This is a genomic window from Sphingomonas sp. (assembly GCF_965200105.1).
In the GTDB taxonomy this organism is placed as follows: Bacteria; Pseudomonadota; Alphaproteobacteria; order Sphingomonadales; family Sphingomonadaceae; genus Solisphingomonas.
On the sequence record NZ_CBDATN010000003.1, the window covers coordinates 50,128 to 63,375 of the forward strand.

General features: G+C 70.7%; 9 protein-coding genes. 5 read left to right on the forward strand and 4 right to left on the reverse strand.

Annotated features, from left to right (window positions below):
- The first annotated feature begins 24 nt into the window (after positions 1-24).
- The 4 genes from ACOFKX_RS12910 to ACOFKX_RS12925 all read left to right on the forward strand — a co-directional run bounded on the left by ACOFKX_RS12910 (position 25) and on the right by ACOFKX_RS12925 (position 5,138).
- Positions 25-1,587 carry an MFS transporter gene (locus ACOFKX_RS12910; RefSeq protein ID WP_419828265.1) on the forward strand — a complete coding sequence of 521 codons (1,563 nt, stop codon included), beginning with the start codon at positions 25-27 and terminating at the stop codon, positions 1,585-1,587.
- Between the two features lie 12 nt (positions 1,588-1,599).
- Complete coding sequence (locus ACOFKX_RS12915) at positions 1,600-2,781, forward strand: HlyD family secretion protein (RefSeq protein WP_419827491.1); 1,182 nt, start codon at positions 1,600-1,602, stop codon at positions 2,779-2,781.
- Entirely contained in the window at positions 2,778-4,229 is a 1,452-nt protein-coding gene (locus ACOFKX_RS12920) for an efflux transporter outer membrane subunit (protein WP_419827492.1), read from the forward strand. Before ACOFKX_RS12915 ends, ACOFKX_RS12920 begins: the two co-directional genes overlap by 4 nt.
- A 189-nt stretch (positions 4,230-4,418) precedes the next feature.
- Entirely contained in the window at positions 4,419-5,138 is a 720-nt protein-coding gene (locus ACOFKX_RS12925) for an enoyl-CoA hydratase/isomerase family protein (RefSeq protein WP_419827493.1), read from the forward strand.
- 110 nt (positions 5,139-5,248) lie between these two features.
- On the opposite strand, the gene ACOFKX_RS12930 is transcribed toward ACOFKX_RS12925, so the two are convergent.
- The 4 genes from ACOFKX_RS12930 to dapA form a co-directional block, all read right to left on the reverse strand.
- The gene (locus tag ACOFKX_RS12930) at positions 5,249-7,267 is read right to left on the reverse strand and encodes a M13 family metallopeptidase (RefSeq protein WP_419827494.1); all 2,019 of its coding nucleotides are present in this window, start codon (positions 7,265-7,267) and stop codon (positions 5,249-5,251) included.
- Between the two features lie 64 nt (positions 7,268-7,331).
- Positions 7,332-9,668, reverse strand: a complete 2,337-nt coding sequence (locus ACOFKX_RS12935) for an ATP-binding protein (protein ID WP_419828266.1) — start codon at positions 9,666-9,668, stop codon at positions 7,332-7,334.
- A 40-nt stretch (positions 9,669-9,708) separates the two neighbouring features.
- Complete coding sequence (gene smpB, locus ACOFKX_RS12940) at positions 9,709-10,191, reverse strand: SsrA-binding protein SmpB (RefSeq protein WP_419827495.1); 483 nt, start codon at positions 10,189-10,191, stop codon at positions 9,709-9,711.
- A complete protein-coding gene (gene dapA, locus ACOFKX_RS12945; RefSeq protein ID WP_419827496.1) occupies positions 10,191-11,063 on the reverse strand; it encodes a 4-hydroxy-tetrahydrodipicolinate synthase in 873 nt (290 codons plus the stop codon). Before dapA ends, smpB begins: the two co-directional genes overlap by 1 nt.
- Before the next feature lie 106 nt (positions 11,064-11,169).
- Here dapA and ACOFKX_RS12950 point away from each other — a divergent pair, with 106 nt between their 5' ends.
- Positions 11,170-13,236 carry a transglycosylase SLT domain-containing protein gene (locus ACOFKX_RS12950; protein WP_419827497.1) on the forward strand — a complete coding sequence of 689 codons (2,067 nt, stop codon included), beginning with the start codon at positions 11,170-11,172 and terminating at the stop codon, positions 13,234-13,236.
- Positions 13,237-13,248 lie beyond the last annotated feature (12 nt).

The window sequence follows — 13,248 nt, forward strand, 5'->3', positions numbered from 1 at the left end:
CGCGCGCATGACCGCCACTTGCCCATGGTCGCCGCGATGCGGGTGAGGCCGCTCGTCGGACTGTTCGGCATTCTGGTCGCGACGATGACGGTCGGCTTCAACGACGGCGTCGTCTCGATCGCGCTCGCCGACGTCATGGGCGGGCTCGGCCTGTCGCGAGACCAGGCGACGTGGCTGCCGACGCTGTACGTCACGGGCGAGGTGGTGGGCATGTCGGTGGCGCCGCAGCTCGGCGTCGCCTTCTCGCTGCGGCGTTTCGCGCTGTTCGCGATCCTCATGTCGCTGGTGCCCAGCCTGCTGATGCCCTTCTCGGTCAACGCCGAGATGCTGCTGGGCCTGCGCGTGTGGCAGGGGCTGGCGGCGGGGCTCACCATTCCGCTGCTGATGACGACGGCGCTGCGCGTGCTCGGCCCCGAGATTCGCCTCTACGGCCTCGCCGCCTACGCGCTGTCGGCCACCTTCGCGCCGCAGCTTTCCACGACGCTGGCGGCGCTGTGGACAGACGGGCTCGACGACTGGCGCTTCGTCTTCTGGCAGGCCCTGCCCTTCTGCACGCTGGCCGCGTTGCTGGTGTGGTGGGGGATGGATCAGGACGAGCCCAAATACGAGCTGCTGGATCGCTTCGACTGGCCGGGGATGCTGCTGGTGATGGTCGGCTTCGGCAGCCTGTCGGTCGTGCTGGAGCAGGGTGACCGCCTCGATTGGTTCAACTCGCACACCATCGCGGTGCTGACGCTGGTGTCGGCGCTGGCGCTGCCCGCGCTCGTTTGGCGCGAGCTGACCGCGCCGCAGCCGTTGTTCAAGCTCTCGCTCTTGAAACGCCGCAACTTCGCCTACGCCGCCATCGCGCTGATCCTGTTCCTGGTGATCGCGCTGTCGGCGAGCCAGGTGCCGCTCTCCTTCCTGGAGCAGGTGCGCGGCTTCCGGCCCTTGCAGGCGCATGTGCTGACGCTGGAAGTCGCCGCCTCGCAGCTCGTTCTGCTGCCCTTGACGGCCGTGTTGCTCAACCACCGCCACGTGGACTCGAGATGGGTCAGCGCGGCCGGCTACCTATGCATCGTCGCGGCCTGCGCGGTAAACATATTCGCGGTGAGCGACTGGTCGCGCGAGCAGTTCTACGCGACCCAGCTCGTTCAGTCGGTGGGCTTCGCGTTCGTGGTGATGCCGCTGCTGATGATGGCGACCAACGCGGTGAAGCCCGAGGAGGGACCGTTCGCGAGCGGCATGGTCAACACGCCGCGCGCGGTCGCGGAGGGGATCGGCGTCTGGGCGCTGCAACTCATCCAGCGCTGGCGCGGCGGCCTGCACCGGGATCGCATCCTCGACGTGCTCGGGGATCGGCGGCTGGAGGCGGTGCAGGCGGCGCCCGTCCCTGGCGCGACGCTGCCCGCGCTGACGCCGCAAGGCCAGCCGAGCGTGCCCGGCGCGCTGACGGTGCTCCAGCGCGCGATCCAGGCGGAGGTCACGACGCTGACTACGATCGACACCTTCGCGATCCTCGGCCTGCTCGCCATCCTCATGCTGATTGTCCTGGCGACCTTGCCGGTGCGCACCTATCCGCCGCGCATCGCGCTGAAGCAGCACTGAAAGGGCCGCCGCATGGCCGACGACGAGAAGCAGGGCGACCGCGAGGACGAGCGCGACGAGCAGGACAAGGACAGGGATCATCCCGCCAAGGCGCGCTGGCCGTGGTTCGTCGGCGGCGCCATCGTCTTCCTCTTCATCGTCGTCGTACTGCTGCTGATTTTCTGGCCGCGTTCACGCGTGAAGACCGACGACGCCTACGTCACCGCGCACTATGCGATGGTGGCGCCGCGCGTCGCAGGCCAGATCGCGCGCGTGCTCGTCGAGGACAATCAGACGGTACGCCGCGGCCAGCTCCTCGCCGAGATCGATCCCGCCACCTTCCGCGCGCAACTCGATCAGGCGCTGGCGACGCGCGCGCAGGATCTGGCGCAGGTGGAGCAGGCGGCGGCGCAGGTGGGTCGCCAGCCCGCGCTGATCCGGCAGGCGCGCGCGCAGGTCGCGGCGTCCGACGCCGCGCTGGCGCTCTCCCACGCCAACGCGGCGCGCTACACCAACCTGTCGGAGACGGGCGCGGGATCGGTGCAGCAGCGCCAGCAGGCGGTCGCGCAGCTCCGCCAGGACGAGGCGGGGCGCGAGCAGGCGCAGGCCAATCTCGTCGCCGCGCGCCGTCAGCTCGACGCGCTGCGCGCCGATCAGGCGTCAGCGCGCGCACGCCTCGACGGCGATGACGCCTCGATCCGGCAGGCTCGGCTCAATCTCGGCTACACGCGGATCACCGCGCCGATCGACGGCACGGTGGACCAGAGGAGCGTGCAAGTCGGCAACTATGCCGCGCCGGGCGCTGCGCTGATGGTGCTGGTGCCGCTCCACGATGTCTACATCGCCGCCAATTATCGCGAGCTGGCGCTGCGCCACGTGCGGCCGGGCCAGCCGGTGCGCATCCACGTCGACGCCTACGACATCTGGCTGAACGGCTTCGTGCAAAGCCTGCCGCCGTCGTCAGGCGCGGCCTACTCGCCGATCCCGCCCAACAATGCGACGGGCAACTTCACCAAGATCGTCCAGCGCCTGCCGGTCAAGATCGTGGTCGCGCCCAACCAGCCGCTCGCCCGCCTGTTGCGCGTCGGCATGTCGGTGGAGACGTGGGTGGACACCGGGCTCCACGACGTCGTCGCGGCGCAGGGTGGCTCGCGGGGCCGCGTGACGGCGCCCGACGCGCGAGCGCCGGCCCCGCCGCCGGGCACGCACCCGTGAGACGCGCGCTCGCGGCGCTGCTCGCGCTCGGCGGATGCACCGTCGGTCCGAATTTCGAGAAGCCCCGCGCCGACGCGCCCGCGAGCTTCGCCGGGCAGCCGCAGGACGTCGCCAGCCGCACCTATGGCGGCAACGTGGACGCGCGATGGTGGACGAGCTTCCGCGATCCCGAACTCGCCTCGCTGGTCGACCGCCTGGCCGCGCAGAATCTCGATCTGCAGTCCGCCGCCGAGCGCATCGAGCAGGCGCGCGCAGAGCGCCGCATCGTCGGCGCGCAAGGACTGCCCAACATCTCGGGCCGCGCGAACTACACGCGCCAGCGGCCCAGCGAAAACGGCTTCGTCTCGCTGGTCGAGCCCGCGCCCGGCGCGCCGCTGGAATATAGCCAGTATATGGTCCAGGCGCAGGCGAGCTGGGAGCTGGACCTGTTCGGCCGCGTCCGCCGCCAGGTGGAGGCGGCGCAGGCTGACACGCAGGCGGCGATCGAAGATCGACGGGCGCTTGCACTCTCCGCCATTGCCGAGCTGGCGCAGACCTACATGCAGCTCCGCCTTGCACAAGCGCAGGAGCAGGTGCTGCGCCGCGACGTCGCCGCCAGCCAGGCGCGCAGCCGGCTGGTACGCGATCGCTTCCGGGAAGGTGCCGCGAGCGACTTGGAGGTGGCGCAGGCGGACGCGCAGCTCTCGCAGATCAGCCAGGATCTGCCGGGCATCGTCACGCAGCAGGCGCGGCTCGCCAACGCGCTGGCGCTCCTGCTCGCCCAGCAGCCGCGCACGCTAGAGGCGGAACTGGCGGCGCGGCCCGGCGTGCAGCCGCTGGTGCCGCCCGTCGTGCCCGTCGGCCTGCCGAGCGACCTCGTCCGCCGCCGCCCTGATATCCGCGAGGCGGAGGCGCGGCTTCACGCCGCCACCGCCGACACGGGCGTCGCCGTCGCCGATTTCTTCCCGCGCGTGTCGCTGTCCGGCGTAGCCGGCTTCGACAGCCTGCACGCCGGCACGCTGTTCGACTGGATGTCGCGGATGTTCATGGTCGGGCCGACGCTCAGCCTGCCGATCTTCCAGGGTGGCCGGCTGACCGGCAATCTCCAACTCCGCCGTTCGGAGCAGCGCGAGGCGGCGATCGCCTACAGGAAGGCGGTACTCGCCGCGCTGCACGACGTCGACAACGCGCTCACCGCCTACGCGCAGGCGCAGCGCGCGCGCGCCGACGCGGACGCGACGAACCGCGCCAACCAGCGCACGCTCAAGCTCGCGCAGGATCGCTTCGGGCAAGGCGCCACCGATTATCTCGACGTCGTGCAGGCGCAAAGCGCGCTCTACGCATCGGAGAACGCGGTCGTGCAGGCCAACGCCCGCATCGAGACCTCGCTGGTGCAGCTCTACAAGGCGCTGGGTGGCGGCTGGGAGGCGGTGCCGGAGCCCACGAGCGCGCGACCGCTCGCGCGGTGAACTCCGGCATCGCGCTTGCGACGGCGGCCACGCCGTTCGTCCGGCGCCATGCGAAGGGACCGGCGGCGCCCGTGCTGGGACGATGCATCGCACGCATCTCCGCCGAGCGGCGGCGTTGACACGCGCTTGGGCGCGCGTAACCTCTCGAGACCTGACGGGAGCTCAAGCTCTCGCGGGCCGGAGGATGTCATGTTCGAGTTCGTCGTCCAGGATCGCGAGGCCCGCATCGTCATCGATCGTGGCACCCGACGCAACGCGGTCCCTGTCGCCGGCTGGAACGAGCTCGAGAAATGCGTACGCGCCGCCAACACCAGCAAGGCGAGCCTCATCACCATCACGTCCGCCGATCCAGCGAGCTTCTGCGCAGGCGCCGACATGGTCGAGCTTCACGCGCTGGCCGAGGACGGGCGCATGCGACGCAAGTTCGCGGGCTCGATGGACAGCGCGTTCGGCTGGATCCGGCGGACCAACAAGCCGACGGTCGCGCTCATCTCGGGCGGCTGCTACGGCGTCGGGGTGGCGCTGGCGACTGCGTGCGACATCCGCGTCGCGCGGCCGGACGCGGACTTCGCGGTGACGCCGGCACGCTTCGGCCTCTCCTATCCGCAGACCGATGTCGAGGCGCTGGTGCGGCTGGTCGGCCCCGGCCACGCCGCGCGGATGATCTACGGGTGCGAACATTATGACGGTCGCGCGGCGGAGCGGCTGGGCTTGGTCGAGCTCGTCGACGAAGGCGAGGATCTGGGTCGCGACCTCATTGATCGGATCGCCGCCAACGCGTCGTCGAGCCTCTGCTCGCTCAAGGCGACGATGCTCGGTCGGTGGGGCAGCAGAGAGCGGTTCGAAACCAGCTTCGCCTCGCCCGATTTCGCGCGCGCGGCCGCCCAGTATCGCGGCGGACGCGGTTAGAACGGTCGTGCCAACTGCCCGGCCCTTGAGCCGGGTCCACCGAGGCCGCGTCGCAAGGCAGCGATGTCTCGAGCCAGACCCGTGACGGCGAGACAGGCCTGTCCAAGGCCTTACCAGACGCGAACGCGCTGCGCCGGCAAGAGGTAGAGCGCGTCGCCGGGTTTGACCGCGAAGGCGGCGTACCAAGGGTCCAGGTTGCGGACGATGCCGTTCACCCGATACTCCTCCGGGCTGTGCGGATCGGCGAGAAGCTGCTGGCGTAGCGCTCCCTCGCGCGCCTTGCCCTGCCAGCTCTGCGCGTAGGCGAGGAAGAAGCGCTGGTCGCCGGTGAAGCCGTCGATCACTCGTGGCTCGCCGTGGCGCTGCACGTACAGTCGGTAGGCGGAGTACGCCACCTCCATCCCGCCCAGGTCGGCCAGGTTCTCGCCGAGCGTGAGCTGGCCCTTGATGTGGACGCCGGGCACCGGCTCGTAGGCGTCGAACTGCTTGGCGAGCATCTGCGCGTGCGCGGTATATCTCTTGGCGGTAGCCGGCGTCCACCAGTCACGCAGCATGCCCTTGGCGTCGAACTGGCGACCCTCGTCGTCGAAGCCATGGCCCATCTCGTGGCCGATGGTGGCGCCGGTCTCGCCGTAGTTGACCGCCGGATCGGCGGCGGCGTCGAAGAAGGGCGGCTGGAGCTGAGCGGCCGGGAAGGTCACCTGGTTCTGCACGGGATCGTAGTAGGCGTTCACCGTCTGCGGGTTCATGAACCACAGCGTGCGATCCACCGGCCTGCCGAGCCGCGATAGGCCGAGCTTCCAGCGGAAGTCGTCCGCGCTCAGATCGTTGGCGAGCGGATCGACGCGGCTCACCGTCATGCTCGAATAGTCGATATATTTGGGCGGGTGCCCGACGCGGGGATCGAAGGCGGCGAGCTTGGCCAGCGCCTCCTTGCGCGTCGGCTCGTCCATCCAGCTCGCGGCGCGGATCTTCTGCCCGTAGGCGGTGCGCAGATCCTCGACAAGCTCGTTGACCTCGCGCTGCGTCGCGTCGGACCAGTGGCGCTGGACGTAGAGCTGGCCGACCGCCTCGCCTAGGTTGCGATCGAGCAAGCGCATGCCGCGCTTCCACCGCTCGCGCTGGGTCGGCACGTCGTTCAGCGTGTGGCTGTAGAACTGGAAATGCGCGTCGTCGAACGCCTTGGGCAGGAAGGTGGCGTGATCGCTGACGAAGCGCACCGCCATCCACGTCTTCCACGTCTCCAGCGGCACGCTCTCGATCTGCCGGCCGGCGGACGCGATCGCGCTCGGCTCGCCGACGATCACGGTGGGCATGGCGCCCAGCCCGACCTCCTGGAGCACGGGGGTCCAGTCGAACTGCGGCGCGAGCTTGGCGAGCTGCGCGCGGTCCATGGGATTGTAGGTCGCCTGCGGGTCGCGCCGCCTCTCGGGCGTCCATTGGTCCTTGGCGAGCGCCGTCTCAAGCGCGACGATCCGGTCCGCGTTGGCCGCCGGATCGGGCAGGTGCGCGAGCGTTTGGATACGAACCAGATAATCTCGATACGCCTTGCGGAAGGCGTCGTACTTGGGCCCGGCGAGCAGATAGTAGTCCCGCGTCGGCAGGCCGAGATCGGCCTGGTCCGCGCCCACCGTGTAGCGCGTCGGCTGCTTGGGATCCGGCATCGGACCGATGCCGATCGGCGAGGGATATCCGGGCTGCGCCATCAGCGACACCAGCTCGTCGCGCGTGCGGACGGCGGCGATGCGATCGAGATAGGGCTGGAGCGGCTTCAGCCCGCGCGCCTCGATACCGGGCTCGTCCATCCACGCGGCATAATAATCGGCGATCTGGCGCGCGACCGGCGTGGTGGGGTGCGCGGCCGCGTCGTCGACGATCGCGCGGACCTGCTTCTCCGCCTCGTCGGGCAGCTCGTAATTATACCCGGCGCGCGCCTTATCGGCGGGGATCTGCTTGGTCTTGAGCCATGTGCCCTCGGCGTAGCGCCAGAAGTCGTTCCCGGGCTTCACCGAACGATCCATGGTGGCGTAGTCGACGCCCCAGGTGCCGTAGACGGGCTTGGCGGGCGGCGCGGCGGCGGCGAGCGCCAGGGCGGAGGCGAGCAGGATCGGCAGGCGGCGGTTCGTCATCGCCGATCGCTAGCAGCGGTGCGGGCCCGTCACAATCGGCAGCTCGTCCAATGCCTGCCCGGGCTCAAGCCTCCGGCGCGGGTCCGGCGGCGGCAAGCGCGTCGCGCGCCGCCTCGGCGAGCTGCTGCACCGAGAATGGCTTGGCGAGGAAGGCCACGTCGGGCAGGTCGATCGAGCGGCGAAGCTGCTCCTCCGCATAGCCCGACATGAACAGCACGGGCAGCGTCGGGAAGCGCCGGCGCGCCTCCGCGACCATCGTCGGACCGTCCATCAGCGGCATCATCACGTCGGAAACCAGCAGGTCGAACCCCTCGCCCTCGCGCTCCACCTGCGCGAGCAGCTCCAGCGCCTCCTCGCCGTTGCTGGCGGTCGACACCTGATAGCCCTGTCGCGACAGGGCGCGCTCGGCGACCGATCGCACCATGTCCTCGTCCTCGACGAGGAGGATGCGGCCCGATCCCCACAAAGCCGGCGCGGGCTTCGGCCGCTCGGCCGTTTCGATGGCGGTTTCGCCGTGGAATACAGGCAGGTAGATCACGAAGCTGGTGCCCCGGCCGAGCTCGGAGTCGGCGAAGATGAAGCCGCCCGACTGCTTGACGATGCCGTAGACGGTGGAGAGGCCGAGGCCCGTGCCCTTGCCCACCTCCTTGGTGGTGAAGAAGGGCTCGAAGATCTTGGGCAGGTCGGCGGGCGCGATGCCCGTGCCGGTGTCGCTGACGGCGATCGCGGTATAGTCGCCCGCCGGCAGGATGTCGGAGCCGAGGTGGCGCACCTCAGCGGCGGCGACCCCGAATGTGCGGATGGTGATGGTGCCGCCGCCGGGCATGGCGTCGCGCGCGTTCACCGCCAGGTTGACGATCACCTGTTCGAGTTGGCCCGGATCGGCACGCACCGGTCCCAGCGCACGACCGTGATTGATCTCCAGCCGCGTCGCGTCACCGAGCAGACGCTTCAGCAGGTTGGACACCTCCGACACGATATCGGGAAGCTGCACGACCTGCGGGCGCAACGTCTGCTGGCGCGAGAAGGCGAGGAGCTGGCGGGTGAGACCGGCGGCCCGGTTGGCGTTGTGGCGGATCTGCTGAATATCGTCATAATCGCTGTCGCCAGGCGTGTGGCGCATCAGCATGAGATCGCAATGGCCGATAAGCGCGGTCAATATGTTATTGAAGTCATGCGCGATCCCGCCGGCGAGCTGCCCCACCGCCTGCATCTTGTTGGCCTGGTTCACCTGCCGCTTGAGCCGGATCTCCTCGCTCGAATCCTTGAGGCTGAGGAGCACCGTCGCCGGCCCCATGCCGCGCACCGAGGCGACCGTCAGCGACACCGGCTCCTCGGGCCGGCGCGCGAGGCGCACCGCGACGTCGCCCGACAGGATCGGCGCCTGCCCGGCGGGCCCGGCGGGCGGACGCGCGGCGGCGAAGCGACGCACCGCGTCGGCGACCGCGCCCTTGTCCTCCTTGACGACGAGGTCGCCGGGATAGACCGGCCGCTCGCTCGGCCCCACCTGCGCAATCCGGGCGAAGGCGTCGTTGACGAACAGGAAGCGCCCGTCGCGATCGACCAGCGCGAGGCCGAGCGGCAGCATATGGAGCAGATCGTGGACGTCGGAGGGGTGGGCGTCGCTCGCGCCGTCGCCCACCGGCTCGTCGAACAGCAGGACCATCGCCGCGCCCGCGACGTCGTCGCCCGCGACGGGCACGTGGAGCAGGCGCAGCCGCAGGTCGTCCTGCCCGCCCTCCTCCGTCGCTTCGCGCCCGAAGCGGAGCGCGCCGGCCTCGTCCTGGGTGAGCAATGCCGCGAAGTCCTGCCCGACGACATCGCCGTCGCGGCCGGTCGCGCGCGCCGCGAAGACGCGGTTGGCGGCGAGGATGCGGCCGGTGGCGTCGACCAGCAGCAGCATCACGCCCGATTCACCGAAGCGCGCGCCCAGCGCGTCGATCGCGCGGCCCGCTTCGACGACGGCATCACCGCCCGTTTCGCGGACGCGCCAGAGAAGATGGTCCTCGCACCCGCCGACGCAGGCGGCGAGCACCGCGCCGCTGGCGAGCGTGAGCGTCGCCGTTCCATCACGCCGCGCCGCGAGCGCCGCCGCCTCGCCACCCTCGGGCAGCGCAGCGCCGAAGCGCGCGAGCCAGGCGGCGTTGGCGGCGACGATCGCGCCGTCGCGCGCCGTCAGCGCGGCGGGATCGCCCGTGGCGTCGAGCGCCGCGCGGGCGAGCGCGCGGTCGAGCGTGCGATCGTCGTGCCGGCGCACGCCCCACCGGCTGGCGGCGAGCGCCGCGCCGGCCAGGATCGTGAAGCCCGCGCCGAGCCCGGCCGTGAACCGCCAATCATCCGCGATCCGCGCCACGACGAGCAAGGACAGGATGCCGAGCATCGCGATACCCGCCGCCACCATGCCGTCCACGGCGCGGGCACGGCGCGCGATGACGCCGCCCTCAGCCACGATCGCGCAGCAGCCTCGCCTGGTCGCGCTTCCAGTCGCGCTCCTTGATCGTCTCTCGCTTGTCGTGGAGCTTCTTGCCCTTGGCGAGCGCCAGCTCGACCTTCGCGCGCCCACGTCCGTTGAAGTAGATCGACAGCGGGATCAGCGTCATGCCTTCGCGGCTGACGCCGTTCCTCAGCTTGTCGATCTGACGCGCGTGGAGGAGCAGGCGGCGCGGGCGCTTGGGCTCGTGATTGTGGCGGTTGCCGTGGCTGAATTCGGGAATATTGGCGTTGACGAGGTTGACCTCGTCGCCGCGCAACTCGGCGTAGCTCTCGGCGATCGACCCCTCGCCGAAGCGCAGCGACTTCACCTCGGTGCCGGTGAGCGCGATACCCGCCTCGAAGAAGTCCTCCAGGAAATACTCGAAGCGCGCGCGCCGGTTCTCGGCGACGACCTTCTTCTTCTCGAACTCTAGCGGACGGGGGCGGGCCATCAGGCGAGCCCGGCATGGGCGAGCGCGGCGTCCACCGCCGCCCGCGCGGTATCGGATGGCGGCGTCATCGGCAGGCGCAGCTCGATCGGGAAGTCACGCACGCGGGAGAGCGCGTACTTGACCGGCCCCGGCGAGGCGTCGGCGAACATCGCGGAGTGAAGCGGGGTCAAGCGGTCCTGCAACGCCAGCGCGTCCGCCCAACGCCCTTCCTCGCAAGCCGTCTGAAGATCGGCGCACAGGCGCGGCGCGGCGTTGGCGGTGACGGAGATGCAGCCGACTCCTCCCATCGCGTTGAAGCCGAGCGCGGTCTCGTCATTGCCCGACAACTGAACGAAATCCGGCCCGCACGCCAGCCGCTGCGCCGCGACGCGGCCGAGATGTCCGGTCGCGTCCTTGACGCCGACGATGGTGGGAAGCGCCGCCAGAGCAGCCATCGTTTCGACGCTCATGTCGGTGACGGTACGGCCGGGCACGTTGTAGAGCACGATCGGCAGGTCGCACGCGTCGGCCAGCGCCCGGAAGTGGGCCAGCATCCCGGCCTGCGACGGCCGGTTGTAATAGGGCATCACCGCCAGCGCGGCGGCGGCGCCCGCCGCCTGCGCGCGCTTCATATTGGCGATGGCGACGCGCGTGTCGTTGGAGCCGACGCCCGCGATCACCGGCACGCGGCCGGCGGCGGCCTCGATGCACAACGATACGACGCGGTGATGCTCGTCATGGTCGAGCGTCGCCGATTCGCCGGTGGTGCCGCACGGCACCAGCGCGGAGGAGCCCTCCGCCACCTGCCAATCGACAAAGTCGCGGAACGTCGCCTCGTCGAGGCGCCCGTCGCGGAACGGCGTCACCAATGCGGGGATCGAGCCCGAAAACATGCCTTGCTCCTTGCCCGCGTCGCGTCCGTTCGGGCATATGTACGCGATGGACGGATGGGTGTCGCGTTGGCTGGCAGATAGGAAGCCGGCGGCGCGTCTGTCCAGCATGCTCCGCCGGGTCGCCGATCGCCGCCTGCTGATCGCGCTGCCGGGCTTCGCGCTCGCCGCCGCCGCAGGCGCCAGCCTCACGCCGGCGCAGGTCGGCTGGTATCGCCAGCAGCTCGGCCTCTCGGCGGCGATGCCGTCGGCGACGTCGGGCACCGGCTACGGTTATGCCAGCCCCTATGCCGGGAGCACAGGCGTACAGAGCGATCCGGTGGCGGAGGCGCTGGTGGCGTGGCGCCGGCTCCAGCAGTCGGACGGGCTGCTCTTCCAGGATTACGCGAACTTCCTCGTCGCGCACCCGGGCTGGCCGGGCGAGGCGCGCATCCGCAAGGCCGCCGAGGCATCGATCCAGCCCGACGTGACACCGCCTGACATGGTGATCGGCTATTTCACGCGCTTGCCCGCGCAGACCGGCGTCGCCAGCCTGCGCTACGCCGAGGCGCTCGCGGCGCGAGGCCGGGCGACCGAGGCGCAACAGGCCGCGCGCACCGCCTGGACGCTCGCCGGGCTTACCACGCTCGACGAGGCGCGGCTCACCGCGCGCTGGGGCACGTCGTTGACCCAAGCCGATCAGGATACGCGGATGGAGCGGCTGCTCTGGACGCGCGCCTTCGTCGCGGCGCAACGCCAGCTCCCGCTCGCCAGCCCCGCCCGCCAGACGCTCTACGCCGCGCGGCTCGCCTACCAGCTCAAGTCGGCGGACGCGCAGCAGCGTGGCGGCGCGCTGGGCGAAATTGCGACGCGCGACGCCGGCTACCTCCTCGATCGCGCGCAGTGGCTGCGCGAGACGGCGCAGGAGCCCGTCGCCCGCTACGAACTGGCGCAGCCGCTTCGCCTCGACGCGGCGCCCTTCGATCCGGCGCGCTGGCTGGACGTGCGGCTCACCTTCGCCCGATCGGCGGCGGCGGACCATCAGTGGCCGCTCGCCTGGGGGATCGCGAGCCAGCTCGCCGCCACCTACCCTGCGGGGACCGATCTGCGCGCGCTGCCCTACGACCAGCGCGACGATTACACGAGCCTAGCCTGGCTGGCCGGCACCACCGCGCTCCAGCAACTTCGCCGCCCGGCCGACGCGGTGGCGATGTTCCGGGGCTACGCCGACGCCGCGCGCAGCCCGCAGGCGCGCGCCAAGGGCTATTACTGGGCGGGCCGCGCCGCGCTGGCCTCCGGCGATGCGGGCGGCGCCAACGATTACTTCGCCAACGCCGCCGCCTTCCCCGATCAATATTACGGCCAGCTCGCGCTGGAGCGGATCGGCCGCCCGGTGCCCGCGCCCGCAGTCGCCGACACGTCGCTGGTATCCTCGGCGGACCGCGCCGCCTTCGATGCCAGCGACCTCGTGCGCGCGGCGCGCATCCTGGGCCAGCTCGGCGACTGGAAGGACCAGTCGCTTTTCCTCCGCGCGATCGCCGCGCAGAGCGAGACCTCCGATGCCGACCACGTGCTCGCCGCCGAACTGGCGCAGGAGCTCGCCCGCCCGGACCTGGGCGTCATGGCCGAGCGCGCCGCCAAGCCCGAGAGCGCGAGCGACTATGTCCGCTCGGGCTTCCCCACCGTGCCCGTGCCGCAGGACATCGCCAACTCGTGGAGCTTCATCCACGGCATCATGCGGCAGGAGAGCCAGTTCGATCGGCAGGCGGTATCCGGCGCCGGCGCGCGCGGCATGATGCAACTCATGCCCGGCACCGCGCGCGAACAGGCGGGGCAGCTCGGCTTGCCCTACGACTTCATGCGGCTGACCACCGACCCCGGCTACAACGCCACGCTCGGCACCAACTATTTCGGGCGGATGATGGATGCGTTCGGCGGCAGCTATCCCCTCGCCATCGCCGCCTACAATGCGGGGCCGGGCAACGTGCGCCGCTGGCTGTCGCAGAACGGCGATCCGCGCACCGGCGCGATCGACATCGTCGACTGGGTGGAGCGGATCCCCTATTCGGAGACGCGGGGCTACGTGCAGAACGTGCTCGCCAACACCGTCGTCTACGATACGTTCAACCCGGCGCGGGTCGGCCAGTCCAACGCCAACCGACTGACCTATTACCTCGGCAAGCGCGTGCCCGGTTGATGCCGGGGGGCT

Bases quoted from the DNA above. Each gene is read 5' to 3' on its own strand.
- ACOFKX_RS12910 (WP_419828265.1), top strand. From the start codon at position 25: ATGGTCGCCGCGATGCGGGTGAGGCCGCTCGTCGGACTGTTCGGCATT.
- ACOFKX_RS12915 (WP_419827491.1), top strand. From the start codon at position 1,600: ATGGCCGACGACGAGAAGCAGGGCGACCGCGAGGACGAGCGCGACGAG.
- ACOFKX_RS12925 (WP_419827493.1), top strand. From the start codon at position 4,419: ATGTTCGAGTTCGTCGTCCAGGATCGCGAGGCCCGCATCGTCATCGAT.
- ACOFKX_RS12930 (WP_419827494.1), bottom strand. From the start codon at position 7,267: ATGACGAACCGCCGCCTGCCGATCCTGCTCGCCTCCGCCCTGGCGCTC.
- ACOFKX_RS12935 (WP_419828266.1), bottom strand. From the start codon at position 9,668: ATGGTGGCGGCGGGTATCGCGATGCTCGGCATCCTGTCCTTGCTCGTC.
- smpB (WP_419827495.1), bottom strand. From the start codon at position 10,191: ATGGCCCGCCCCCGTCCGCTAGAGTTCGAGAAGAAGAAGGTCGTCGCC.
- dapA (WP_419827496.1), bottom strand. From the start codon at position 11,063: ATGTTTTCGGGCTCGATCCCCGCATTGGTGACGCCGTTCCGCGACGGG.
- ACOFKX_RS12950 (WP_419827497.1), top strand. From the start codon at position 11,170: ATGCTCCGCCGGGTCGCCGATCGCCGCCTGCTGATCGCGCTGCCGGGC.